Genomic DNA, 25,849 nt, shown 5'->3' with positions numbered 1-25,849 from the left:
TCAGTACTTCGGCCCGACGTGGGCGTCCATCAGCGCGACGGACGCCCGTCGGGCGACGGAGATGTTGAACGGGTCGCTGCCGCGGGCGAGGGTCGTCCATTCGACACCGACTTTGTCGAGAGTGCCGGAGAGAAGATTGCGGATATCGTCGGACTTGTTGGCGAAGAAGTAGCGTGGATATTCGTAACGTTTCCGCTCCCCGCCGACAAGACGCGTGGTCCAGTTGGTGATGCGGCATCCGTCGGAGTGGATAAGGCCACGGATGAACTCCCAGGGGTGCGCATCCACGATTTCCTGCTGCCAGGGATCGAGGGCGATCCGACGCTGGTGCTTCTTGCCCGGTCCATGCTGGGGGAAGAGGCACCGAAGATGCTTCGAGTACATCTTCACTTCATGGCACCCTTTCCTCCGGACTCTGCACACGGAGTTCTTGGGAAAGACGGCGCGCATGGCGTTCTCGCACAGTTCCATCAGGCCGGGCCAGGAATCAGTACAGGCGATGGACAGGCTGGGTACGCGCATCGCCTGGTTCTGGACTATGTGTCCGTCGCCGAGGTAGAGGCCCAGGAGATAGGTGTACGCCGCCTGATCCAGCTCCCCGTCGCATCGGGGGCAGAACGAACGATGGGCTCCTGGGCACTCACCGCGTTTGGCGCGGTCCATGTGTTTCCAGTAGCTGATCGTGCCTACGGGGACGTTCAGTCTCCGCGCCACGTCCGTGTTCTTTGCGCCGCCACGAAGGAGCGTGAGCGCTCTCTGTCGTAACTCCGGGCCGTGAAAGTTCATGTGGACACTATGAGTGACTGCGCGCTACCGGGTGCAACGGAAAGCGGATGTTCACGAGAACGTGAGCATCCGCTTTGAGGTGTGCCGGGTGCGGGAGTCGAACCCGCACGTCCTTTCGGACAGATGTGTTTGAGACATCAGCGTCTGCCATTCCGCCAACCCGGCTGGGCCAACCCGGTCGGAGTCTACCGGTTCTCCGCAGCTTCCCGCAGCTAGGTAGGCTTCGGGAGCAGCAGCATCTGTCCGGCCCGTAATGAGGAGCCCCGTGACCACGCCCGAGTCGCCCCAGCCCGCCGACGACGACAAGTCGCACGTTCCGCCGCTGACGACCCGCGTCGTCATCGCCGAGGACGAGGCGCTCATCCGTCTCGACCTCAAAGAGATGCTGGAGGAAGAGGGCTACGCGGTCGTCGGCGAGGCCGGGGACGGGCAGCGGGCCGTGGAGCTGGCTCGGGAGCACCGGCCGGATCTGGTCATCCTCGATGTGAAGATGCCGGTCCTGGACGGGATCTCCGCGGCGGAGAAGATCGCCGAGGAGTCCATCGCGCCGGTCCTGATGCTGACCGCGTTCTCGCAGCGTGATCTCGTCGAGCGGGCCCGGGACGCCGGGGCGATGGCGTATCTGGTGAAGCCGTTCAGCAAGAGCGACGTGGTGCCGGCCATCGAGATGGCGGTGTCGCGGTTCGCGGAGCTGAAGGCGCTGGAGAGCGAGGTCGCGGATCTGGCGCAGCGGTTGGAGACGCGGAAGCTGGTGGACCGGGCGAAGAGCATTCTGCAGACGGATTACGGGCTCTCGGAGCCGGCCGCGTTCCGGTGGATCCAGAAGACGTCGATGGACCGGCGGCTGTCGATGCAGCAGTTGGCGGAGGCGTTGATCGCGGATGCCGAGGAGAAGAAGAAGGCCGCCGAGTAGGCGAGCGGGTACGAGGAAGGCCCGCGTCCCGGATGTCCGGGGCGCGGGCCTTCTCGGGTGTCAGTCCTCGCCGAGGTAGGCCTTGCGGACGGACTCGTCGTGGAGGAGGTCCGCGCCGGTGCCGGAGAGGACGATCTTGCCGACCTCCATGACGTGGCCCTGGTCGGCGAGGGAGAGTGCGGCCTGGGCGTTCTGCTCGACGAGCAGGATGGTGGTGCCCTGGGCCTTGAGTTCGACGATGGTCTCCATGATCTTCTGCATCATGATCGGGGAGAGGCCCATGGAGGGTTCGTCGAGCATCAGGAGTTTGGGCTGGCACATGAGGGCCCTGCCCATGGCGAGCATCTGCTGTTCGCCGCCCGAGAGGGTTCCGGCGGCCTGCTTCCGGCGTTCCCCGAGGATGGGGAAGAGGTCGTAGGCGCGCTGGATGTCCTTCTCGATGCCCGCCTTGTCGTTGCGGAGGTAGGCGCCGAGCTGGAGGTTCTCGGTGATGGTGAGCCGGGGGAAGATGTGGCGGCCCTCGGGGGAGTGCGCCAGGCCCAGCGAGACGACCTTGTGGGCGGGGACGTCGTTGAGCGGTTTGCCGTCGAAGATGACGCGGCCGCCGGCCGGCTTGAGGAGGCCGGACAGGGTGCGCAGGGTGGTGGTCTTTCCGGCGCCGTTGGTGCCGATGAGGGTGACGACCTGGCCGGCTTCGACGGTGAAGGAGATGCCCTTGACGGCTTCGATCTTGCCGTAGGCGACGCGGAGGTCCTCGACCTCTAGCAGTGCGGTCATCGGGTGTCCTCCTCCTCGGTGCTGGTGCTGGTGCTGGTGGTGTCGGTTTTCGTGGTGGCGGCGTCCGCGTGGGCCTCGGCGGCCTCGACCTCGGCGGCTTCCTCGGCGCCGGGGGCGCCTTCGAAGGGGGTGCCGAGGTAGGCGGCGACGACGCGTTCGTCGCTCTGGACGACGTCGGCGGTGCCCTCGACGAGCTTCTCGCCCTGGACGAGCACGGCGACGCGGTCGCAGAGGTTGAAGATGAACCGCATGTCGTGCTCGATGACGAGTACGGCGATGCCCTTGTCGCGGATGGCGAAGATGAGCTCTTCGGTGACGCGGGTCTCCTGCGGGTTCATCCCGGCGGTGGGTTCGTCGAGCAGGAGGAGTCCGGGGTCGCTCGCGAGGGCGCGGGCGATCTCCAGTTTGCGCTGGTCTCCGTAGGGGAGGTTGCGCGCGAGGTGGTCGGCCTTGTCCTGGAGACCGATGAACTCCAGGAGTTCCATGGCGCGTTCGCGGCTGGCCTGCTCGGCCCGGGTGAAGCCGGGGAGGCGGAGCAGGGCGGACCAGAGGCCTTCCTTGGTCCTGGTGTGGCGTCCGACGAGGACGTTTTCCAGGACGGTCATGTTGGCGAAGAGCCGGATGTTCTGGAAGGTGCGGGCGATGCCTGCCTGGGTGACCAGGTGGGGCTTGGGCGGCAGGACGGTGCCCTTGTAGCTGACCTTGCCCTCGGTGGGGACGTAGAGGCCGGTGAGGCAGTTGAAGAAGGTGGTCTTGCCTGCGCCGTTGGGGCCGATGAGGCCGACGATCTCGCCCGCGTTGACGGTGAAGTCGACGCCGCGTACGGCGGTGAGGCCGCCGAAGCGCATGGTGACGCCGCTGGCTTCGAGGACGGGGGTGGCAGTCTTCGTGGTGGTGGTCATGGTGGTCACGCCCCCGCCTTGGCGATGCCGGCGCCGGTCTCTTCGGACTGCCGTGGTTCGGGTACGTCGGGTTGGTCGTTCTCGTGGAACTCGAGCTGCTTGCGGCGGTCGGCGACCAGTCCTTCGGGGCGCAGCCGCATCAGGAGGATGAGTGCGATGCCGAAGAGGAAGAGCTGGTAGTCCTGCATGAACTGGAGCTTGGCCGGGATGAGGTAGAGGAGTGCGGCGCCGACGAGGGGTCCGCTGAGGGTGCCCATGCCGCCGAGGATGACGGCGGCGAGCAGGAATGCGGAGTTCGGGGGCACGGAGCCGGCGAACTGGTACTGCTCGGGCGTCACGGTGTAGTTGACGTGGGCCTGGACGGTTCCGGCGAGTCCGGCGAGGGTGGCGCCGAGGGCGAAGGCGAGCAGCTTGAGCCGGAAGGCGTTGATGCCCATGGCGGTGGCCGCGGTCTCGTCCTCGCGGATGGCGACCCAGGCGCGGCCGATGCGGGATTCTCCGGAGCGGCGGAAGACGAGCACGACGACGGCGGTGAAGACGAGCATCAGCAGGTAGTAGTTGGCGGACCTGCCGAGGTCGAAGCCGAGGATGTTGTGCTTGAGGCCGAAGTCGAAGCCGAAGAAGTTGAGGTCGGGGATGCTGGGGATGCCCTGGGAGCCGTTGGTGAGGTCGGGTCCGCTGTTGCCGTTGAGGTTGTTGACGGTGAGGCGGAAGATCTCTCCGAAGCCGAGTGTCACGATGGCGAGGTAGTCGCCGCGCAGTCGCAGGGTGGGTGCGCCGATGAGTACGCCGAAGACGAGCGAGGCTCCGGCGCCGGTGAGGACGGCGGCCCAGAAGGGGAACTCGACGCCGATGGCCGACATGGTGGAGCCGGAGACCAGGGCGGCGGCGTAGGCGCCGACGCCGAGGAAGGCGACGTATCCGAGGTCGAGGAGGCCGGCGAGGCCTACGACGACGTTGAGGCCGAGTGCGACGGTGCCGAAGATGAGGATGTTGGCGCCGATGAGCGCGTATTCCTCTTTCTGCTGGGTGAAGGGGAAGCAGACGGCTGCGACGAGGGCGGCGGCGAGGGTGATGTTGCGGTGCTTCGCGGTCAGTGCGGTGAGGCGGGAGACGAGTCCGGCTCGGTGGAGTGCGGTGAAGGCGAAGCCGACGGTGATGAGGAAGCCGATGAAGAGTTCGGTGTAGTCGGTGTCGATGCCGTAGGCGAAGACGTAGAGGCCGATGCCGAACGCGGCGACGATGACGAGGATCTCGGCCCAGTCGGGGAGGGCCTTGGGGCGGGGGGCCTGGGGGGCGCCGAGGCTGTTGCGGAAGCGTTGCCAGGCGCCTGCTCCGGTGTCGGCGAGGGGTTGGTCGCCGGGGAGGCCGAGTGCGGCGACGGTGGCGATGAGTGCGCCGATGCCGCTGACCCAGGCGCCGGGTTCGAGGTTGACGGCGCCGCCGAGTTCGTAGGAGATGGCGCCGAGGGCGTACCCGGTGGTGCCGAGGGTGCCGAGTGCGAGGAGGCGTACGGGGCTGTTGGTGCCGCCGGGGGTGAGCCAGCGCAGGCCGCGGATGCCGTATCCGGAGAGGGCGAGGAGCAGGGTGAGCGCGGCGCCGATGAGGGTGAGGACCTGGAGGCCGCCGGGGTAGCCGGTGACGGTGAGGTCGCCGGGGAATTCGCTGGTCCAGGTCCAGGCGAGGAAGGTGCCTGCGAGTGCGGCGGTGGCGCCGGCCACGGTGCCGATGCGGGCCGCGGAGGCGGGGATCGGCAGGAAGGGGGCGGGTGCGGTGGTGTGGTTGGTGGTCATCCGTATCACGCCCGATCCGCGACGCGTTCGCCGAGCAGTCCCTGGGGGCGCAGCAGCAGGACGATGATGAGGAGGACGAAGGCCCATACGTCCTTCCAGCCTCCGCCGCCGAAGAGTTCCATGCCGGGTACGTCGCTCATGTAGCCGGTGGCGAGGGATTCGGCGATGCCGAGGACGACGCCGCCGAGCATGGCGCCGTAGATGTTGCCGATTCCGCCGAGGACGGCTGCGGTGAAGGCTTTGAGGCCCATGATGAAGCCCATTTTGAAGCCGACCTGGCCGTTCTTGAGCCCGTAGGCGACGGCGGCGACGGCGGCGAACGCGGCACCGATGGCGAAGGCCATGACGATGATGCGGTCGGTGTTGATGCCCATGAGCTTGGCGGTGTCGGGGTCCTGGCTGGTTGCCTGCATGCCGCGGCCGGTGCGGGTCTTGGAGACGAAGAGTCCGAGGGCGAGCATGCAGACGGGGGCGGTGATGAGGACGAAGAGGTCGCCGCGCTGGATGTGGGTGCCGAAGATGTCGAGGGCGTCGCCCTTGAACTGGGGGAAGGGGTGGTCCTTCTTGGCGTCGGGGTACCACTTCCAGATGGCCTGCTGGAGTGCGAGGGAGAGTCCGATCGCGGTGATCAGCGGGGCCAGTCGGGGTGCGTTGCGCAGGGGCCGGTAGGCGAAGCGCTCGGCGGCGGTGCTGACGGCGACGGAGCATATGACGCCGCCGATGATCATGAGGGGGATGATTGCGAGGAGGGAGACACCGGCCGGCATCCAGAGGTACACGGTGAGAGCTCCGAAGCCTCCGATCATGAAGATCTCGCCGTGGGCGAAGTTGATGAGCTGGATGATTCCGTAGACCATCGTGTAGCCGATCGCGATGAGTCCGTACATCGCGCCGAGGATGAGTCCATTGGCCAGCTGTTGCGGCAGTTCGTGCACCGCAGGGCCTCCGTGGAGTGGTTCGGATATGGCACCGCGCGGGAGGCTGGTGGCGCTCCCGCGCGGTCTGGTGTGGGTGTCAGGCGTGGGCCCGGGAGCGGGTTACGGCTTGTAGGCCTCGCTGAGCTTGGAGGTCCACTTGCCGCCGTCGACCTGGTAGGCGGTCATCATGGTGTTGGTGGTGTCGCCGAACTCGTCGAAGGAGACGGGGCCGGTGACGCCGTCGAACTTGACCTTGGCCATGGCGGCGAGGACCTTGGCGCGGGTGTCGTCGCCGCTGGGGAGCTTGCCGCCGTTGTCGGCGACGGCGATCTTGACGGCTTCGATGATCGACCAGGTGGCGTCGTAGGTGCCGCCGCCGTAGGCCTCGTAGGCGTCCTTGTATCCGGCGGTCTTGTAGTCGGCGATGAACTTCTTGGCCGAGTCGAGTTCCTCGACGGGCTTGCCGACGGAGGTGGCGATGTCGCCCTGGGCCTTCTTGTTCAGCTTGATGAAGTCGGCGCTGTACATGCCGTCGCCGCCCATGAGCGGGATCTGGACGCTGTCCTTGAGCTGCTGGCTCAGGGGGGCGCCGGCGGGGTATTCGCCGCCGTAGTAGACGGCCTTGGCGCCGGACTTCTTGACCTTGGTGACGACGGCGTTGAAGTCGCGGTCGTCGGGGTTGACGTGGTCGGTGCCGACGATTTTTCCGCCGAGGGTGGTGAAGGTGTTCTTGAAGGACGCGGCGAGACCGGCGCCGTAGGGCTTCTGGTCGTCGATGAGGTAGACCTGCTTGACCTTCGCGTCGTTGAAGAGGTACTTCGCGGCGAAGGCGCCCTGGATCTGGTCCGTGGTGGCGGTGCGGAAGTAGGTCTTGAAGGGGCGCTTCTTGTCGCCGGTCTTCCAGTTTTCGCCCTGGGTCAGTTCGGTGCCCGTGTTGGCGGGGGAGACCTGGGTGAGGCTGGCGTCGTTGAGCGGCTTCTGCATCGACTGCGAGACGCCGGAGTTCAGGGGGCCGACCACGCCGACGACGCTGTCGTCGTCGATGAACTTCTGGGCGTTCTGCTGGCCGACGGAGGGCTGTGCCTGGTCGTCGAGGGGCTTGAGTTCGAACTTGATGCCCGGGACGGTGTTGTTCTTGTTGGCCGTGTTGACGGCGAGGTCGGCGGAGTTCTTGATGCCGAGGCCGAGGGCGGAGAGGTCGCCCGTGATGGGTGCGTCGAGGCCGATGACGACGGTCTGGGTGTCGCCGCTGCCGCTGCCGCCGTTCTTGCTGTCGTCGCGCGACCCGCAGGCGGTGAGTGTCAGTGCTCCGGTGGTGAGCACTGCGGTGAGTATGAACAACGAACGGTGTCGCACGAAAGGTCCTTTCCCTGGCGCGGCCTCCTCTGCGTGAGGTGCCGTGATGTTCGCCGGGCCGTACTGGGTGGTACAGGGCCGTGCTTGCAGACGCGCCCGGCGGCGCGGTGACTGGCCGTGACTCTAGGCGCAGGGGTGGGCGTGGGGGGTGGGTCCGCCGCAGGATGTGACTGTCTTGTTATGCCGTTGAGCAAGGCTTGAGGTGGCTGTGCGGACATGTACGTCTTTTTACTGGACGGCGAAGTGACCGCATTCTGAGAACACGCAGCTCTGCTAAGGGGCTTGAGCCGATCATGCTGCTGTCGCGCGAGGTGGTGCGGGGTGCGGGGTGCGCGGGCGTGACGAGGTGCCCGGCGGCTGCGGGGCCGGGTGCGAGGGGGTGTGCGCGGTCCGGGAGCGGTCCGGGCGGTGACTACGCAGCGTCACATTCGGGGTGTGGTGGTCGACGGGGTGTGGCATGTGCGGTGCCGAGTTGGCCATACAACGGGGCTGTTGGTCAAGGGAGTTGACGTGCTCGATGGTCAACGGTGCTGTGTGTACGGGCTGTTGTGAGTGGAAATGGCGCCGCCCGGCCGGATTGCGTTCCGGCCGGGCGGGGGCGTCGCGAGGTGTGGTGGGTTGTGGTGAGTCGTGGTGCGTTGTGTTGTGTTTCCGGTCCGTCAGTCGGAGTCGGGGCGCGGGGCGTCGCGGAGCATGCAGGTGAGGCGCGCCGTGCAGACCCGCTTGCCCGCCTCGTCGGTGATGGCGATCTCGTACGTGGCGGTGGAGCGGCCACGGTGTACGGGGGTGGCGATGCCGGTCACGAGTCCGCTGCGCACCCCGCGGTGGTGGGTGCAGTTCAGGTCGACGCCGACGGCGAGCTTGGCCGCACCGCCGTGGAGCATGGCGCCGACGGAGCCGAGGGTCTCGGCGAGGACGGCGGAGGCGCCGCCGTGGAGCAGGCCGTAGGGCTGGGTGTTGCCCTCGACGGGCATGGTGCCCACGACGCGTTCCGCGGAGGCCTCGACGACGGTGACGCCCATGCGTTCGCCGAGGTGCCCGGCGGAGAAGAGCGCGGGCAGGTCGACGCCGAGGGCGGCGTACTCGTCGATGATCTCCTGGGGGAACGTGGGTGTGGTGTGCTCGCCCATGGGCCTGCTCCGATCGTCTGCGTGGTTCACGACATCACTGCTGTGTGCGTCGTTCCTATCAGACGGCTGAGCGGACGCTTAGGGCGTGTCCCGCGGCTCCGCGGCGGTGTTCTCGAAGCGGACGACGACCGACTTGCTGGCCGGGGTGTTGCTGGTGTCCGCGGTGGAGTCGAGCGGGACCAGCACATTGGTCTCCGGGTAGTAGGCGGCGGCGCAGCCCCGGGCGGTCGGGTAGTGCACCACGCGGAATCCGGGGGCCCGGCGCTCCACGCCGTCCTTCCATTCGCCGACGAGATCGGTGTACGCGCCGTCGGGCAGGCCGAGGGCGCGGGCGTCCTCGGGGTTCACCAGGACGACGCGGCGGCCGCCCCGGATGCCGCGGTAGCGGTCGTCGAGACCGTAGATGGTGGTGTTGTACTGGTCGTGGGAGCGCAGGGTCTGCAGCAGCAGCCTGCCTTCGGGGATCTCGGGGTACTCGACGGGGGCGGCGGTGAAGTTGGCCCGGCCGGTGGCGGTGGGGAAGCGGCGTTCGTCGCGCGGGGCGTGCGGGAGGGTGAAGCCGCCGGGGCGGGCGACCCGGGCGTTGAAGTCCTCGAAGCCGGGGACGACGCGGGAGATGCGGTCGCGGATCGTGGCGTAGTCCCGCTCGAAGTCCTCCCAGGGGGTGGCTGATCCGGGGCCGAGCACGGCGCGGGCGAGCCGGGCGACGATGGCGGGCTCGGAGAGCAGGTGGGGGCCGGCCGGCGGCAGGTTGCCGCGCGAGGCGTGGACCATGCTCATGGAGTCCTCGACGGTCACGAACTGCCTTCCGCTCGCCTGGACGTCCTTGTCGGTCCGTCCCAGTGTGGGCAGGATCAGTGCGCGGGTGCCGGTCACGGCGTGCGAGCGGTTCAGTTTCGTGGAGACGTGGACGGTGAGGCGGGCGCGGCGCATGGCGGCCTCGGTGACGTCCGTGTCGGGGGTGGCCGCGACGAAGTTGCCGCCCATGGCGAAGAAGACCTTGGCGTCGCCGTCGCGCAGGGCCCGGATGGACCGGACGACGTCGTAGCCGTGGTGGCGCGGCGAGGTGATCCCGAATTCCTTGTCGAGCGCGTCGAGGAAGGCGGTGGAGGGGCGCTCGAAGATGCCCATGGTGCGGTCGCCCTGCACGTTGGAGTGGCCGCGGACGGGGCAGACCCCGGCGCCGGGGCGGCCGATGTTGCCCCGCAGCAGCAGGAAGTTGACCACTTCGCGGATGGTCTGCACGGAGTGCTTGTGCTGGGTGAGGCCCATGGCCCAGCAGACGATCGTGCGCTTCGAGGCGAGGATCATGGCCAGGGCCTGCTCGATGGTCTCGCGGTCGAGGCCGGTGGCGGTGAGGGTCTCGTCCCAGTCGGCCGCGCGGGCGGCGGCCGCGAACTCCTCGAACCCGTGGGTGTGCTCCCGTACGAAGGTCTCGTCGACCGCGCCCCCGGTCTGGAGGATCATTTTGTTGAGCAGGCGGAAGAGGGCCTGGTCGCCGCCGATCCGGATCTGGAGGAAGAGGTCGTTGAGCGCGGCGCCCCGGATCAGGCCGAGCGGGGTCTGCGGGTTCTTGAAGCGCTCCATGCCGGCCTCGGGGAGCGGGTTCACCGAGATGATCCTCGCTCCGGCGGCCTTGGCCTTCTCCAGGGCGGAGAGCATCCGGGGGTGGTTCGTGCCGGGGTTCTGCCCGGCGACGATGATCAGGTCGGCCTGGTGGAGGTCCTCCAGGGAGACGCTGCCCTTGCCGATGCCGATGGTCTCCGTCAGTGCCGAGCCGGAGGACTCGTGGCACATGTTGGAGCAGTCGGGGAGGTTGTTCGTGCCGAACTCGCGGGCGAACAGCTGGAGCAGGAACGCGGCCTCGTTGCTGGTGCGGCCCGAGGTGTAGAAGAGGGCCTCGTCAGGGGAGGCGAGCCCGGTCAGCTCCTCGGCGATGATCGCGAAGGCGCGCTCCCAGCTCACCGTCTCGTACCGGTCGGCGCCCTCGGGGAGGTACATCGGGTGGGTGATCCGGCCCTGCTGGCCCAGCCAGTACCCGCTGCGCGCGGCGAGGTCGGAGACCGGGTGCGCGGCGAAGAAGTCCGGGGTGACCCGGCGCAGTGTGGCCTCCTCGGCGACGGCCTTGGCGCCGTTCTCGCAGAACTCCGCCGTGTGCCGCTTGTCCCCCTCGGGCCAGGCGCAGCCGGGGCAGTCGAAGCCGTTCTTCTGATTGACCTTGAGCAGGGTTTGCGCGGTGCGGCGCACCCCCATCTGCTGCTCGGCGATGAGCAGGCTGTGGGCGACCGCGGGCAGTCCGGCGGCGGAGTGCTGGGCCGGTCCGACCCGCGGGGCGTCCTGGACCGGGTCACCGGTGGGCGGCTTGGTGGCCATGGCGTGTTCCCCTTCGATCCGGCTGCGGTGCGGCGCGGTGCGCGGTCCGCACCGGGGCCGTCCGTATGTCTGCTCGTTCTTCGTTCCTCCCTGCGATCCTGTCACGCGCCACCGACAGGGGCAGCGGCCCGGACGGGACAGGGCGGGACGGGCCGGGGCCGGCCGCGACGGCCCCCGGGGCCCGCCGGAGCCCGGTCGGTCGGGAATGTCAGTGGTCCGTGGCAGGATCGGGGGCGTGGCTGAGACGGCATCGAAGAACACGGCAGACAACCGACCGCGCCTGCTCCTGATGGACGGGCACTCCCTGGCGTACCGGGCGTTCTTTGCGCTGCCTGCGGAGAATTTCACGACAGGGTCGGGGCAGCCGACGAACGCGGTGTACGGCTTCGCGTCGATGCTCGCGAACACGTTGCGTGACGAGGCGCCGACGCATTTCGCGGTGGCGTTCGACGTCTCCCGCAAGACCTGGCGCTCCGAGGAGTTCCCGGAGTACAAGGCGAACCGCTCCAAGACCCCCGACGAGTTCCGGGGGCAGGTCGAGCTGATCGGTGAGCTGCTGGACGCGATGCACGTGGACCGTTTCGCGGTCGACGGCTTCGAGGCGGACGACGTCATCGCCACGCTGGCCACGCAGGCCGAGGCGGCCGGTTTCGAGGTGCTGATCGTCACCGGCGACCGGGACTCCTTCCAGCTGATCACGGACAACGTCACCGTGCTGTACCCGACCAAGGGTGTCTCGGAGCTGACCCGCTTCACCCCCGCGAAGGTCGAGGAGAAGTACGGACTGTCCCCGCGGCAGTACCCCGACTTCGCGGCGCTGCGCGGTGACCCGTCGGACAACCTGCCGGGCATCCCCGGCGTCGGTGAGAAGACGGCCGCGAAATGGATCAACCAGTTCGGTTCCTTCGACGAGCTCGTCGAGCGGGCCGAGGAGGTCAAGGGCAAGGCCGGACAGAATTTCCGGGACCACCTGGACGCGGTGCGGCTCAACCGCCGGCTGACCGAGATGGTCCGGGACGTGGAGCTGCCGAAGGCCCCGCGGGACCTGGAGCGCGCGCCCTACGACCGCACGGCCGTGGCGGGCGTCCTGGAGGTCCTGGAGATCCGCAACCCGAGCCTGCGCGAGCGGCTGCTGGCCGTCGATCCGGGCGCGGCCGAGGACGAGGCCCCGGCGCCCGCCGCGGGCGTCGAGCTGGACGGCGCGGTGCTGGGCGCGGGCGAGCTCGCCGGCTGGCTCGCCGAGCACGGCGGGCAGCCGCTGGGCGTCGCCACGGTCGACACCTGGGCCCTGGGCAGCGGCGCGGTCACCGAGATCGCGCTGGCCGCGGCGGACGGCCCGGCCGCCTGGTTCGACCCGGCCCGGCTCGACGAGGCCGACGAGCGGGCGTTCGCCGCCTGGATCGCCGACGCGGACCGGCCCAAGGTCATGCACAACGCCAAGAGCGCCATGCGGGTCTTCCCCGAGCACGGCTGGTCGGTCGACGGCGTCACGATGGACACCGCGCTCGCCGCCTATCTGGTCAAGCCCGGCCGCCGCTCCTTCGCGCTGGACGCGCTGACGGTGGAGTACCTGGGCCGTGAGCTGGCCCCCGCCGCGGCCGCCGACGGGCAGCTCGCCTTCGGCGCCGACGACCAGGCGGAGGCCGAGTCGCTGATGGCCCAGGCCCGCGCGGTGCTGGATCTGGGCGAGGCGTTCGCCACCCGGCTGGTGGAGGTCGGCGCGGACAAGCTGCTGCACGAGATGGAGCTGCCCACCTCCGCGCTGCTGGCCCGCCTGGAGCGGCACGGCATCGCCGCCGACCGGGCCCACCTGGAAGGCATGGAGCAGCAGTTCGCCGGTGCGGTGCAGCAGGCGGTGAAGGAGGCGCACGCGGCGGTCGGCCGCGAGTTCAACCTCGGCTCGCCCAAGCAGCTCCAGGAAGTCCTCTTCGGTGAGCTGGGCCTGCCCAAGACGAAGAAGACGAAGACCGGCTACACCACCGACGCCGACGCGCTGGCCTGGCTCGCCGCGCAGACCGAGCACGAGCTGCCGGTGATCATGCTGCGTCACCGTGAGCAGGCCAAGCTGCGGGTCACCGTCGAGGGCCTGATCAAGACGGTCGCGGCGGACGGCCGCATCCACACCACGTTCAACCAGACCGTGGCGGCGACGGGCCGGCTCTCCTCCACCGACCCCAACCTGCAGAACATCCCGGTCCGTACGGACGAGGGCCGGGCCATCCGCCGCGGCTTTGTCGTCGGCGACGGCTTCGAGACGCTGATGACGGCCGACTACAGCCAGATCGAGCTGCGGGTGATGGCCCACCTCTCCGAGGACGCCGGTCTGATCGAGGCGTTCACCTCCGGCGAGGACCTGCACACCACGGTCGCCTCGCAGGTCTTCGGCGTCGACAAGTCGGCCGTCGACCCGGAGATGCGCCGCAAGATCAAGGCCATGAGCTACGGGCTGGCGTACGGGCTCTCCGCGTTCGGCCTCTCCCAGCAGCTGAACATCGAGCCGGCCGAGGCGCGGGGTCTGATGGACACGTACTTCGAGCGCTTCGGCGGGGTGCGCGACTATCTGCACCGGGTGGTGGAGGAGGCCCGGGCCACGGGCTACACGGAGACGGTCTTCGGCCGCCGCCGCTACCTCCCCGACCTCAACAGCGACAACCGCCAGCGCCGCGAGATGGCCGAGCGGATGGCGCTCAACGCCCCGATCCAGGGCACGGCCGCCGACATCGTCAAGGTCGCCATGCTCCAGGTCGACCGGGCGCTGACCGAGGCGGGGCTGAAGTCCCGGATGCTGCTCCAGGTCCATGACGAAATCGTCCTGGAGATCGCCGGGGGCGAGCGGGAGCGGGTCGAGGAGATCCTCCGTCACGAGATGTCCACGGCCGTGCGGCTGCGCGCCCCGCTGGACGTGTCCGTCGGCGTCGGCGCGGACTGGGAGTCCGCGGCCCACTGACCCGTCGGCTCCACCGGACGGGCCGGGGCGTCACCCCGTGACCCGTCCGGTGGTCGCCGCGGCGGTCGTGGACGGCCGCCGCAGCCGGGCCCACGCCCCGTACGGCACCAGGCCCGCCGCCAGCCCCGCCCCGGCGCCGAAGCAGATGGTCGGGATGATGTCCAGCGGGGTGTCGACGTGCCCGAAGTACGCGTACCAGCGCGCGCAGCGGTGGACGATGCCGAGCAGCACGCAGCCGCCCAGCAGGGCCCCCGCCGCCCACCGCCCCCGACGGCCCAGCACCGGCACGGACGGCGGCACCGGAGCCGCCCCGGCCCGCCGCAGCCCCGAGGCGGTGAACCATCCCAGTACCGCCAGCGCCACCGCCGAACTGCCGTACTGCACCAGCTGGAAGACCGGGAACCCGCCGGCGCTCCCGCCGAGCACCGGCACCAGGCGCACCCCCCAGCGGCCGTGATGGGTGAAGGCGTCCCACACCACATGGGTGGCCGACCCCACGACGGCCGACAGCACGAACCATCCAACCGCCCGCACGTCCCGGGCCCCGGGCCGGCCCCGTACGAAGGCGTGCACCCGCCCCTGCCAGGACTCCGGCAGCAGCGCCACCAGGGGTTCGCGCAGCAGCAGCCAGAGCGCCACCGCGGCCGCCGTGATCAGCACGTCGACCGTGAGCACGCCCCACACCGCGTGGGTGACCTCCCCGAACTCCATGGCGCCGGGGACCGCCGTGTCCGCGAAGTACGTCAGATCGGGGGCGAAGGACCCCGCCACGAGCGCGGAGGCGTACAGCGGTCCGCGCGCCGTCCCGTCCCGTCGCATCCCCGGGAGCACGGCGGCGGCATGGCTGAGTGTGAACGGCATGGCGGCAAGTATGGGCGAGCTGTGCGGATGGCCCGGTCACCGCCGTACAACTTGCTGTCCGGAACGTGAAAAACAGGTAAGAACCGGTCGGTGCGCGGTGTCTTGACGGTACGAGTTGCCGTAGGGTCGCCTGAGTCCTGCGCTGGGGAGCGCGGACAGCCGTCGAAGGGGAGGGGCCAGAGGTTATGGCAGCGCAATTCGGTCGCCGACTTCGCAGGGGGGCGACCACCGCGGCCGTGGCCGCACTCGCCGTGGCGGCGCTCTCCGCCTCGGGCGCCCCGGGAACCACGCTGGTCACAGGGAGCGGTGATCCGCAGGCCAGTGGGTCCACCCCCGAGCCCGACGAGGGCGCGGCCACCGGCAACTCGCCGTACTACACGGACCTTCCTCCGCTGAACACCCCGAACAAGCCCGGCACGTCCACGAATCTGCCGGTCACCGGCACCGCGGAATCCGGCATCCCGGCCTCGGTCCTGGCCGCGTACAAGAAGGCCGAGCAGGCCCTTCGTACCGGTGACGCCGCCTGCCGACTGCCCTGGCAGCTGCTGGCCGCGATCGGCAAGGTCGAGTCCGGCCACGCCCGCGGCGGCCGGGTCGACGCGAGCGGCACCACGTTCTCGCCGATCCTCGGTCCGGTCCTCGACGGACGCGGCTTCGCCATGATCAAGGACACCGACAACGGGGCGTACGACGGGGACAGCACCCACGACCGCGCCGTCGGCCCGATGCAGTTCATCCCGTCCACCTGGGCCACCTGGGGCCAGGACGGCAACGGTGACGGCCGCAAGGACCCCAACAACGTCTACGACGCCGCGCTCGCCGCCGGGCACTACCTCTGCGCCGGTTCCCGTGACCTGTCGACGGCCGCCGACCTCGACCGGGCGGTCCTGAGCTACAACCACTCGGACGCCTACCTGCGTACCGTCCGCTCCTGGTTCGACTACTACAAGCGCGGCACCCACGAGGTGCCCGACGGGACCGGCGCCGTGCCGCCCGGCCTCGGCGGCGGCACGGACCCGTCCCCCTCGCCGTCCGGGACGACCCGCCCCGGCTCCAAGCCCCCGAAGCCGGGCGGCGGGTCGAAGGACCCCGGGCCGAAGCCGAAGCCGAAGCCCACGCCGCCCGGGAAGCCGGCCGGCCTTGAGAACGCCGGAACGGGCAAGCTGACCGCCACCGCGGGCGACGCCTTCGCCCAGCGGATCACCGTGCGGGCCGAGGACAAGAGCGGCGAACCGCTCGCCAAGGTGTCGGTGACCTTCACCATCACCAGCGACACCGACGCCGCTTTCGAGGGCGGGAGGAAGACCGCCGTCGTGCGCACCGCGGCCGACGGCAGGGCCACCGCCCCGGCCCTGAAGGCGGGCGAGAAGACCGGCATGTTCACCGTGCGGGCCGCGGTCACCGGCAGCTCGCTGCCGCCCGTCTCGTACACCGCGACCGTCACCGCCCGCCGGGCCGACGCGATCGCCCGCACCGGGAACAAGGCGCTGACCGCCGCCCCCGGGGCCGGCTTCGCCGACCCCGTCGAGGTCAGGGCCACCTACAAGGGCGTGGTCGCGGCCGGTGTCACCGTCACCGCCACCATGATCACCGACGCCGAGGAACCCGCCGAGAACGACAAGGGCCCCTACTTCAAGGACGCCGACGGCAAGCCCGTCCGCACCCTGACGGCGCTGCGGACCGGCGCGGACGGCACCCTGGAACTGCCGAAGATCTACGCCGACGACACCGAGGGCACCTTCAGGCTGCGCCTCACGACCGAGGGCGGCGCCACGCTCGTCGTCGAGCTGAAGGTCGAGGCCTCCGCGCCGACCACGAGCCCCTCGCCCGGCGGGAGCCCGGACGCCGGTGCCACGCCCGCGCCCACCACGAGCCCCTCGGCCACCGGAACCCCGTCCGCCACCGCGAGCACCAGGGCGTCCACCGCCTGACCCCGCCCGCCCGGCCGCACCACCCCAGCAGCCCCTTTGCCACCACCCGGCAGAGGGGCTGTTCCACGTGTTCTCATCTCGCGTCCGCGTTGCTACGGTGCCCCAACCCTGACGGCCCATCAGATCGATGTTCTCCGGGAGGACCCGCATGCGTGCTCTCGTCGCCGCCGCCATCGGACTGGCCGCGGCCCTCGCGCTCGTCCTCACCGTCAGCGCGATCGGTGCCCCGCCCGGAAAGACCTCGCCCAAACCGCTGCTGACCACCGTCCCCGGCCCCAAGAACTAGGGGGTGGCACCACCATGCGCCGCCGAGCCAGCCTCGTACTCCTGGCCTTCGCCGTCTTCTTCGCCGCCCTGTCACCGCTGCTGCGCTGGTACGCCTTCCCCCGACTGGCGAAGATCCCGCCCAGCCAGTACCAGGAGGTGGTGATGGAGGCCAAGCCCGCCACCCTCCTCGACTACAACGACGGCATGAAGGTGAAGAAGGTCCCCAAGGTCACCATCGTGCAGACCCTCAAGGGCAACGTCGAGGAGTCCGAGCGCATCGAACGCAGCGCGGGCCGCGACGTCGTCGTCTGGGACGCCCTGAGCTACGTGGTCGGGCCGGACGGCAAGATGGTCTCCGAGATCCCCGAGCGCTACATCTTCGACGCCCACAGCCAGGCCCCCGTCCACGCCACCGGGGAAATGGTCGACGGCGACCCGGTCCGGCGCGAGGGCATCGAGTTCAAATGGCCCTTCCTCACCGAGAAGCGCGACTACGAGTACTTCGACGCCCAGGCCCGCACCAGCTCGCCCATCCACTACAAGGGCATCCGCACCTTCCACGGCCTGGAGGTCTACTACTTCGAGCAGACCATCCCGTGGACCAGGGTCCCGATGCCGAAGAAGATGCCGATCCAGGGCGTCAGCCCGGAACAGATCGCCAGCACCGGCATGACCCGCTGGTACAGCACCAAGCGCATGTTCTGGGTGGACCCGGTCACCGGAGCCCCGGTCAACGGCGAGGAGATCCACAAGGAGGAGCTGCGCAACGCCAGGAAGATGGGGATGCCCGAGGACACCATGACCGTGTTCGCCGGACACGTGAAGATGCGCCCCGACTACGTCGAATCGACCGTCGACCTGGTCAGGTCCCAGCGCCTGCTAGTCCTGCTGCTCACCTCGTACCTGCCCTGGGGCTTCCTGGTCACCGGCGCCGGGCTGCTCGCCCTCGCCCTGTGGCTGGAGGCCCGCTCCCGCCGCCCGGCCGCGCCCCCGGACCCGGTACCCGCCCCCGTGCCTACTCCCGCCTGAGCCGGGCCGTGGTGAACCGGGTCGCCTCCGCCGCCGTCGGGTCCTTCGGCCACGGATGCTTCGGGTAGCGGCCGCGCAGCTCCGCCCGTACGGCCTGGTAGCCGTCCTTCCAGAACGACGCCAGGTCCGCCGTGACGGCCGCGGGGCGTCCGGCCGGCGACAGCAGGTGCACCAGCACCGGCACCCCCGCCACCCGCGGCGTCTCGCGCAGCCCGAACAGCTCCTGGAGCTTCACCGCCAGCACCGGCTGCGCCCCGCCGTACTCCACCCGCACCCGGGAACCGCTCGGCACCTCGATCCGCTCCGGCGCCAGCTCGTCCAGCCGCACCGCCTCGCCCGTCGCCCACGGAAGCAGCCGCCGCAACGCCTGCCCCGCGTCGATCCGGGCCAGGTCGGAGCGGCGCCGGGCCCGTGACAGCTCCGGCTCCAGCCACTCACCGGTACGCTCCAGCAGCGCCTGCGCCGACACCTCGGGCCACGGCTCGCCCAGCTCGCGGTGGAGGAAGGCGAGCCGCTCGCGCAACTGCTCGCTCTCCCGCGACCAGCGCAGCAGCCCGAGCCCCTCCCGCCGCAGGCCCTCGACCAGTGCCTCCCGCACCGCACCGGGCACCGGCTGTTTCAACGGGCGCACCGCCAGCTCGACGGCGCCCAGCCGCTCCACCCGGCGCGCCACCACATCACCGTCCGCCCAGCGAACCTCCTCGCCGTCCCGCAGCAGGTGCCCGGCCGCCGCCCGCGCCGTGTCCTCGTCGATCATCGCGGCCAGCCGCACCCGCGCGGACGGAGCGTGCGCCGGGCGGTCGGCCACCGCCACCGCGAGCCAGGGCGCACCACGCAGCCCCGACCCCTCCCCGGTCTGCGCCCCCGTCCCCGACGCCATCAGGAACGCCCCCTCGCCCCGGGCCCGCGCCACCCGCTCCGGGAAGGCCAGCGCGGCCACCAGCCCCACGGCCGCGTCCTCCGTCCCCGGGCGCGTGTCCGCCGCGCCGAGCGAGGCGGACAGCCGCCGCACCTCCTGCCGCCACCGCGCCGCGTAGCCGTCCCCGCCCCGTCGCGCGGTACGCAGCGCCGCCGCCAGGTCGTCGCCGTACCCCCGGGGCGGTTCCTCGCTCAGCAGTGCCACCACCTCGGCCGCCCGCCGTCCGCCCACCTCGGCCGCACCGTCCAGCAGCGCCCGGGCCAGCCGGGGGTGCAGCCCGAGCCGGGACATCCGTACGCCCCGCCCGGTCACCCGCCCGTCCGCGTCCACCGCGCCGATCACCGCGAGCACCTCGCGCGCCGCGGCCATCGCACCGGCGGGCGGCGGGTCGAGCAGCGCGAGCCCCGAGGCGTCCGGATCGCCCCAGCACGCCGCCTGGAGCGCGAACGCCGCCAGGTCCGCGACCCGGATCTCCGGCGACGGGAACCGGGCGAGCCGCCCGTCCTCCGCCTGAGCCCAGCACCGGTACACCGTCCCGGGCGCCTCCCGGCCGGCCCGGCCCGCCCGCTGCCGTCCCGCCGCCTGCGAGGCCCGCACCGTCGTCAGCGCGCCCAGCCCCCTGGCGTGGTCGGTGCGCGGCTCGCGGGCCAGCCCCGAATCGACCACGACCCGCACCCCGGGCACCGTCAGCGACGACTCCGCCACCGAGGTCGCCAGCACCACCCGCCGCCCGCCGGACGAACCGGCCAGCACCGCGTCCTGCACCGCCGCCGGAGCCCGCCCGTGCACCTGGAGCACCTCGGCGTCCACCCCGGCCAGCTGCCCGGCCACCCGTCCGATCTCGCCCACGCCCGGCAGGAAGCACAGCACGTCGCCGTCCCGCTCGGCCAGTGCCCGGCGCACCGTCGCGGCCACATGCGTCAGCAGCGCCGGATCGACCCGCATCCCGTGCGGCGGCCGGACCGGGGCCGCGGGCGGCGCCCAGACCACCTCCACCGGATGCGCGACACCCTCGGCCTCGACCACCGGGGCACCGCCCAGCAGCCGCGCCCAGCCCTCCGCGTCCGTCGTCGCGGAAGCGGCGACCAGCCGCAGCCCGGGCCGCAGGTTCTCCCGCACGTCGAGCAGGAACGCGGCGACCGTGTCCGCGTCCAGATGCCGCTCGTGGCACTCGTCGATGATCACCGTGTCGACCCCGGCCAGCTCCTGGTCGCGCTGGAGCCGCTGGAGCAGCACCCCGGTGGTCACCACCTCCACCACCGTGCCCGGCCCCACCACGCGCTCCCCGCGCACCGTGAAGCCCACCCGTTCCCCGGCCGCCTCCCCGAGGAGCCATGCCATCCGCCGCGCCGCCGCCCGCGCGGCGATCCGCCGGGGCTCGGCGACCACCACCCGGCGCACCGGGCCGCCCCCGGTCAGACCGGCCAGCACCAGCGGGACGAGCGTCGTCTTGCCGGTGCCGGGCGGCGCGCACAGCACCGCCGTCCCGCGGTCGTCGAGCGCCCGTTCCAGGGCGGGCACCGCGGTGCGTACGGGCAACTGGTCCAGGGCGTCGGTACGGATCACGCCCCCAGTCTCGTACGCCGACGGGCCCGTCCCGTACGCGGGCGGGGCGGGCGGGGGCTCAGTCCCGTACGCAGACGAAGATCGCCGTGCCCGGGATGAGGTTCCCGCGCAGCGGGGACCAGCCGCCCCACTCCTGGTGGTTCCAGGCCGGCCACTCCGGCTCGACCAGGTCCACCAGCCGGAAGCCGCCGGCCACCACGTCCCGCACCCGGTCGCCCAGCGTCCGGTGGTGCTCGACGTACACGGCCTCGCCCCGCTCGTCCTGCTCGACGTAGGGGGTGCGGTCGAAGTAGGAGGCGGCGACCGACAGGCCCTCCGGGCCCGGCTCGTCCGGGAATGCCCAGCGGACCGGGTGCGTCACCGAGAAGACCCAGCGGCCGCCCGGCCGCAGCACCCGGCGCACCTCGCGGAAGACCCGCACCGGGTCGGCGACGAACGGGACCGCGCCGTAGGCGGAGCACGCCAGGTCGAAGGAGCCGTCCCGGAACGGCAGCACCCCGGCGTCCGCCTCCACCAGCCGGACCGCCGGCGCATCGCCGCCGATCCGCAGCGCGTGCTGCAGCTGCCGGTGCGAGAGGTCCACCGCCACCGGGCGGGCCCCCTGGGCGGCGAGCCAGCGCGAGCACTGCGCGGCGCCCGCGCCGATCTCCAGGACGTCCAGCCCGCGCAGCGAGGCGGCCGGGCCCAGCAGCCCGGCCTCCGCCTCGTCGAGGCCCTCCGGCCCCCAGACGAAGCGGTCGTCGCCGAGGAAGTGGCCGTGGTCGCTCTGGTACTCGTCGGCGTTCCGGTCCCACCAGCCCCGGCTCGCCCTGCTGCTCTCGGTCTCCGACGCCGCGCGGCGGGTCGCCTCGGGTTCGGCCGCGTAGATCTCTTGGCTCATCGTGTCCGTCGTTGTAGTTTGCCTTCACCCCGCCGCATGCGGCACGCACCAGGGGGTACTTGTGGGTACAGCCCTCGTGCGAAGGAATTTCCCGGGGCGGATCCGGCCACAGGGCGCACGAGTTGTGCCTGATATGCGCCGGAGCGCCCCCGGTGTGCGCCTTCGCGCATTGACCGTGCCCGGCTGCCCCCGTATGCTACAAGTTGCGCTGCGAGCCTGCGCGCCTCAGACCTAGCAGGCCGCGCTCGCATCTGTTGTATGCCCCTCGGTTCACGAGGCGCCTCCCGCCGAGCGGGGCGGGCGCCTCCCGAGCTGTCCGGAATTCGGCAGAAGTGATACGGGCTCCCGGCGTAGCAGTACCTACGACTCACTGTCCGTACCGGAGCCCTTTCCCACATGACGAGCAGCACCGAGACCACCGCCACCACCCCGCAGGTAGCGGTCAACGACATCGGTAACGAGGAAGCCTTCCTCGCCGCGATCGACGAGACGATCAAGTACTTCAACGACGGCGACATCGTCGACGGCGTCATCGTGAAGGTCGACCGGGACGAGGTCCTGCTCGACATCGGTTACAAGACCGAAGGCGTCATCCCCTCCCGCGAGCTCTCGATCAAGCACGACGTCGACCCGAACGAGGTCGTCAAGGTCGGCGACGAGATCGAGGCCCTGGTTCTCCAGAAGGAGGACAAGGAAGGCCGCCTCATCCTGTCCAAGAAGCGCGCTCAGTACGAGCGTGCCTGGGGCACGATCGAGAAGATCAAGGAAGAGGACGGCATCGTCACCGGTACCGTCATCGAGGTCGTCAAGGGTGGTCTCATCCTCGACATCGGCCTCCGTGGCTTCCTGCCGGCCTCCCTCGTCGAGATGCGCCGTGTCCGCGACCTCCAGCCCTACGTGGGCAAGGAGCTCGAGGCCAAGATCATCGAGCTGGACAAGAACCGCAACAACGTGGTCCTGTCCCGCCGTGCCTGGCTGGAGCAGACCCAGAGCGAGGTCCGCCAGACGTTCCTCACGACCCTGCAGAAGGGCCAGGTCCGCTCCGGCGTCGTCTCCTCGATCGTCAACTTCGGTGCGTTCGTGGACCTCGGCGGCGTCGACGGTCTCGTGCACGTCTCCGAGCTGTCCTGGAAGCACATCGACCACCCCTCCGAGGTTGTCGAGGTCGGCCAGGAGGTCACCGTCGAGGTCCTCGACGTCGACATGGACCGCGAGCGCGTCTCGCTGTCGCTCAAGGCGACGCAGGAAGACCCGTGGCAGCAGTTCGCCCGCACGCACCAGATCGGGCAGGTCGTTCCCGGTAAGGTCACCAAGCTCGTTCCGTTCGGTGCGTTCGTGCGCGTCGACGAGGGCATCGAGGGTCTGGTCCACATCTCCGAGCTGGCCGAGCGCCACGTGGAGATCCCGGAGCAGGTCGTCCAGGTCAACGACGAGATCTTCGTCAAGGTCATCGACATCGACCTCGAGCGCCGTCGCATCAGCCTCTCGCTGAAGCAGGCCAACGAGTCCTTCGGTGCCGACCCGGCCTCGGTCGAGTTCGACCCGACCCTGTACGGCATGGCCGCGTCCTACGACGACCAGGGCAACTACATCTACCCCGAGGGCTTCGACCCCGAGACCAACGACTGGCTCGAGGGCTACGAGACCCAGCGCGAGGCGTGGGAGACGCAGTACGCCGAGGCGCAGCAGCGCTTCGAGCAGCACCAGGCCCAGGTCATCAAGTCCCGCGAGGCCGACGAGGCCGCTGCTGCCGAGGGCGCTGCCGCCCCGGCCGGTGGCGCCCCGGCTGCCTCCGGCGGCAACGGTGGCGGTTCGTACTCCTCGGAGTCCGCGGACAACTCCGGCGCCCTGGCGTCGGACGAGGCCCTGGCTGCCCTGCGCGAGAAGCTGGCGGGCGGCCAGAGCTGACGCTCCGTGCCCCCTCCGGTCGATGATCGACCGCAGTAGCTGAAAGTGAGGCCCGCTCCCTTCGGGGAGCGGGCCTCATGCGTGTCCGCGACCGCCCGTAGCGCTACGGGGTGACGGTGATGTTGGTCAGCCCCTTGCCGCCGGTCACCGTGTTGCTGCTGTAGACGGTGGTCGGGCAGCCGGAGCCGTAGTTGGTGACGTTGATCGCGAGGCGCTTGTCGCCGGTGGCGCCGCTCAGGTCGGAGGTGTTGCCCCGGAAGACGGTGCCGCAGCCCCAGCCGCTCTGCTGGGTGTGGGTCTCGTAGCCGGTGTTGGTGGTGCGGGTGCCCCTGTTGTTCTCGACCAGGACGTCGTTGCCCTTCACGTCGACCCAGGAGTCGTCGAAGTGGGCGCCGGTCAGCCCGCTGCCGTCGAAGGTGTTCCCGGCGATCCGGACCCCGGTGGTGCCCTCCTTGACGTCGACGTTCTCGCCGCCGACCCCGGGGCCGATCGTGTTGTCCAGGATCTGCACCCGGTCGCTGCGGTCGGAGAGGTCGTTGGCCGTGCCGACGTACACGCCCTCGCCCATGCCGCGTCCGTCGCGTCCGGTGTCGTAGATCCGGGAGTTCTTGATGACGCCGTCCTTGCTGGACGTGCGGAAGTGGACGCCCTCCATGTCGAGGCCGTGCACGGTCACCGAGTCGATGACGACGCCCGTGGCGGCGTCGGCCATGATGCCCTTCTGGCCGCCGGTGACCGTGATGCCCTTGACGGTCCAGTAGGAGGCGCCGTTGAGATGCAGCCCGTAGCCCCCGCTCGCGGTCAGGACCGCCTTGGCCGAGCCGGTGAGGGTGATCCGGGCGGCGGCCGTGGCGGGGACCGTCGCCTTGAAGTTGCCGGTGTACGTGCCGTCGGCCAGCCGGATCGTGTCGCCGGGGGAGGCGGCGGCGAGGGCGGACTTGAGCTGCGCGGCGGTGCCGACGTCGACGACCGTGGCCGTGCCGGCCGTGGCGGCGGAGGCGAGCACGAGGCAGCCGGTGGTGAGGGTGGCGGCCAGCAGGGCCGGGAGCAGCGTGCGGGTGCGCATGTGGGGTGCCTTCCCGTCGAAGGAGTCCGAGGTTCTCGTACATGAACGTGGGGCGAGTCTCTGAACTTGCTGCCCAGTGACGCTAGGGACGCGGTGCGGCCGTGTCAATGTCCGGACCAATGTGCCGCGAGGACGTCGGCTCGACGGTCCGGGCGAACGGGGGAACGCATGTGTGGTGCGGGTGGGGCGGAAGAGACGCGGAACGGCCCGCTGTCGGTGATGGTGCGCCCGTACGGCCGTCAACTCGCCCGGAACGGGGCGCTGTTCGGGTGCACGAGGCTCAACGCGGGGGCTTCCGGGCGCCGGTGCGGAACGGCTCGGGCAAGAGGCGTGCGCGTACCGTCGCCCTCGCTCCGGCGCTTCCGCCTGTCGTACGGCATGAACCGGCGGCTGAAAGGGCACAGTCCGGGAATGCATGCGCGCTGCCGGACGTTCTTCCCGACGAATACGAGGAGGAGCGGTAACCGTGCCTGATCCGCAGAGTTTGTACGAATGGGAGCCGAAGGGCCTGGCCGTCGTCGACATGGCGCTCGCCCAGGAATCGGCCGGCCTGGTCATGCTCTACCACTTCGACGGATACATCGACGCGGGCGAGACCGGCGAGCAGATCGTGGACAACCTGCTCGACTCGCTGCCGCACCAGGTCGTGGCCCGGTTCGACCACGACCGCCTCGTCGACTACCGCGCACGGCGCCCGCTGCTGACCTTCCGGCGCGACCGCTGGACGGCCTACGAGACCCCGACGCTCGACGTCCGGGTCGTGCAGGACGCCACCGGTGCGCCCTTCCTGCTGCTGTCCGGTCCCGAGCCAGACGTGGAGTGGGAGCGCTTCGCCGCCGCCGTCGAGCAGATCGTCGAGCGCCTCGGCGTCCGCCTCGCGGTGAACTTCCACGGGATCCCGATGGGCGTCCCGCACACCCGCCCCGTGGGCCTCACCCCGCACGGCAACCGCACCGACCTCATGCCCGGTCACCGCAGCCCCTTCGACGAGGCGCAGGTGCCCGGCTCCGCGGAGGCCCTGGTGGAGTACCGGCTGATGGAGGCCGGGCACGACGTCCTCGGGGTCGCCGCCCACGTCCCGCACTACGTCGCCCGCTCCGCGTACCCGGACGCCGCGCTCACCGCGCTGGAGGCGATCACGGCCGCGACCGGCCTGGTGCTGCCCGCCGTCGCCCACACCCTGCGCACGGAGGCGCACCGCACCCAGACCGAGATCGAGCGGCAGATCGGCCAGGGCGACGAGGAGCTGGTCTCGCTCGTCGAGGGTCTGGAGCACCAGTACGACGCGGTCGCCGGGTCCGAGACCCGTGGCAATCTGGTCGCCGAGCCGGTGGACCTGCCGTCCGCCGACGAGATCGGCCTCGAGTTCGAGCGTTTCCTGGCGGAGCGCGAGGGCGACGTCTGACCGCTCCCGGCGGCCGTGGGCGGGGGTACCAGGACCTTTCGTCGGGATCGGGTCGGGGAGCGGGGTCCGGTGCCGCGCCTCGCCGCGTTGTCGTCACTCGCCATGGCTCCCTCCTCCGCCTTG

The 25,849-nt window shown here is 70.6% G+C and carries 19 protein-coding genes and 1 tRNA gene; 7 read left to right on the top strand and 13 right to left on the bottom strand.

Translation table 11 applies throughout. The annotated features are described in order from the left end of the window. Together ACFCV8_RS04665 and ACFCV8_RS04660 are read right to left on the bottom strand one after the other, a co-directional pair. On the bottom strand, positions 1–786 hold the full coding sequence (locus ACFCV8_RS04665) for a helix-turn-helix domain-containing protein (RefSeq protein ID WP_376683774.1): 786 nt from the start codon (positions 784–786) through the stop codon (positions 1–3). 82 nt (positions 787–868) lie between these two features. Beyond that, positions 869–951 (bottom strand) — tRNA-Leu (locus tag ACFCV8_RS04660). A gap of 100 nt (positions 952–1,051) precedes the next feature. On the opposite strand from ACFCV8_RS04660, the gene ACFCV8_RS04655 reads away from it, so the two are divergent. Then, on the top strand, positions 1,052–1,699 hold the full coding sequence (locus tag ACFCV8_RS04655; protein WP_376683773.1) for an ANTAR domain-containing response regulator: 648 nt from the start codon (positions 1,052–1,054) through the stop codon (positions 1,697–1,699). Between the two features lie 60 nt (positions 1,700–1,759). On the opposite strand, the gene ACFCV8_RS04650 is transcribed toward ACFCV8_RS04655, so the two are convergent. The 7 genes from ACFCV8_RS04650 to ACFCV8_RS04620 all read right to left on the bottom strand — a co-directional run bounded on the left by ACFCV8_RS04650 (position 1,760) and on the right by ACFCV8_RS04620 (position 10,947). Beyond that, positions 1,760–2,476 (bottom strand): ABC transporter ATP-binding protein, encoded by a 717-nt coding sequence (locus ACFCV8_RS04650; RefSeq protein WP_376683772.1) that lies wholly within the window; start codon positions 2,474–2,476, stop codon positions 1,760–1,762. Beyond that, entirely contained in the window at positions 2,473–3,378 is a 906-nt protein-coding gene (locus ACFCV8_RS04645; protein ID WP_376683791.1) for an ABC transporter ATP-binding protein, read from the bottom strand. Before ACFCV8_RS04645 ends, ACFCV8_RS04650 begins: the two co-directional genes overlap by 4 nt. 5 nt (positions 3,379–3,383) lie before the next feature. Next, entirely contained in the window at positions 3,384–5,171 is a 1,788-nt protein-coding gene (locus ACFCV8_RS04640) for a branched-chain amino acid ABC transporter permease (RefSeq protein WP_376683771.1), read from the bottom strand. 5 nt (positions 5,172–5,176) lie between these two features. After that, positions 5,177–6,106 (bottom strand): branched-chain amino acid ABC transporter permease, encoded by a 930-nt coding sequence (locus tag ACFCV8_RS04635; RefSeq protein WP_376683770.1) that lies wholly within the window; start codon positions 6,104–6,106, stop codon positions 5,177–5,179. 102 nt (positions 6,107–6,208) lie between these two features. Further along, the gene (locus ACFCV8_RS04630; RefSeq protein WP_376683790.1) at positions 6,209–7,429 is read right to left on the bottom strand and encodes a branched-chain amino acid ABC transporter substrate-binding protein; all 1,221 of its coding nucleotides are present in this window, start codon (positions 7,427–7,429) and stop codon (positions 6,209–6,211) included. Positions 7,430–8,103: 674 nt separating this feature from the next. Further along, complete coding sequence (locus ACFCV8_RS04625) at positions 8,104–8,574, bottom strand: PaaI family thioesterase (protein ID WP_376683769.1); 471 nt, start codon at positions 8,572–8,574, stop codon at positions 8,104–8,106. 78 nt (positions 8,575–8,652) lie between these two features. Continuing rightward, entirely contained in the window at positions 8,653–10,947 is a 2,295-nt protein-coding gene (locus ACFCV8_RS04620; protein ID WP_376683768.1) for an FdhF/YdeP family oxidoreductase, read from the bottom strand. A 235-nt stretch (positions 10,948–11,182) separates the two neighbouring features. Between ACFCV8_RS04620 and polA the strand changes: the two genes are divergently transcribed. Continuing rightward, entirely contained in the window at positions 11,183–13,894 is a 2,712-nt protein-coding gene (polA, locus tag ACFCV8_RS04615; RefSeq protein WP_376683767.1) for a DNA polymerase I, read from the top strand. 30 nt (positions 13,895–13,924) lie between these two features. Here the strand turns inward: polA and ACFCV8_RS04610 are convergent, their stop codons facing one another. Then, a complete protein-coding gene (locus ACFCV8_RS04610; RefSeq protein ID WP_376683766.1) occupies positions 13,925–14,755 on the bottom strand; it encodes a DUF4184 family protein in 831 nt (276 codons plus the stop codon). A 185-nt stretch (positions 14,756–14,940) separates the two neighbouring features. On the opposite strand from ACFCV8_RS04610, the gene ACFCV8_RS04605 reads away from it, so the two are divergent. From ACFCV8_RS04605 to ACFCV8_RS04595, 3 genes are all read left to right on the top strand, one after another. Next, the gene (locus ACFCV8_RS04605; protein ID WP_376683765.1) at positions 14,941–16,686 is read left to right on the top strand and encodes a lytic murein transglycosylase; all 1,746 of its coding nucleotides are present in this window, start codon (positions 14,941–14,943) and stop codon (positions 16,684–16,686) included. Positions 16,687–16,834: 148 nt separating this feature from the next. Continuing rightward, entirely contained in the window at positions 16,835–16,972 is a 138-nt protein-coding gene (locus tag ACFCV8_RS04600; RefSeq protein WP_376683764.1) for an SPW_0924 family protein, read from the top strand. 14 nt (positions 16,973–16,986) lie between these two features. Then, positions 16,987–17,982, top strand: coding sequence for a DUF3068 domain-containing protein (locus tag ACFCV8_RS04595; RefSeq protein WP_376683763.1), 996 nt, complete (start codon positions 16,987–16,989; stop codon positions 17,980–17,982). Here the strand turns inward: ACFCV8_RS04595 and hrpB are convergent. Together hrpB and ACFCV8_RS04585 are read right to left on the bottom strand one after the other, a co-directional pair. Beyond that, complete coding sequence (hrpB, locus tag ACFCV8_RS04590; RefSeq protein WP_376683762.1) at positions 17,969–20,467, bottom strand: ATP-dependent helicase HrpB; 2,499 nt, start codon at positions 20,465–20,467, stop codon at positions 17,969–17,971. The two genes, ACFCV8_RS04595 and hrpB, sit on opposite strands and share 14 nt — an antisense overlap. A 58-nt stretch (positions 20,468–20,525) precedes the next feature. Beyond that, entirely contained in the window at positions 20,526–21,347 is an 822-nt protein-coding gene (locus ACFCV8_RS04585; protein WP_376683761.1) for a class I SAM-dependent methyltransferase, read from the bottom strand. A 396-nt stretch (positions 21,348–21,743) separates the two neighbouring features. On the opposite strand from ACFCV8_RS04585, the gene rpsA reads away from it, so the two are divergent. Next, on the top strand, positions 21,744–23,255 hold the full coding sequence (gene rpsA / locus ACFCV8_RS04580; RefSeq protein WP_351782312.1) for a 30S ribosomal protein S1: 1,512 nt from the start codon (positions 21,744–21,746) through the stop codon (positions 23,253–23,255). Between the two features lie 103 nt (positions 23,256–23,358). Here rpsA and ACFCV8_RS04575 read toward each other — a convergent pair whose 3' ends face one another. Beyond that, complete coding sequence (locus ACFCV8_RS04575) at positions 23,359–24,321, bottom strand: right-handed parallel beta-helix repeat-containing protein (RefSeq protein WP_376683760.1); 963 nt, start codon at positions 24,319–24,321, stop codon at positions 23,359–23,361. 466 nt (positions 24,322–24,787) lie between these two features. Between ACFCV8_RS04575 and ACFCV8_RS04570 the strand changes: the two genes are divergently transcribed. Further along, on the top strand, positions 24,788–25,726 hold the full coding sequence (locus tag ACFCV8_RS04570) for a PAC2 family protein (protein ID WP_376683759.1): 939 nt from the start codon (positions 24,788–24,790) through the stop codon (positions 25,724–25,726). Positions 25,727–25,849 lie beyond the last annotated feature (123 nt).

The sequence above is a fragment of the Streptomyces sp. NPDC056347 genome (assembly GCF_042262625.1).
Lineage (GTDB): Bacteria > Actinomycetota > Actinomycetes > Streptomycetales > Streptomycetaceae > Streptomyces.
The sequence above is the reverse complement of the archived record's forward strand: the minus strand, read 5'-3'. Positions and strand labels throughout refer to the sequence as shown.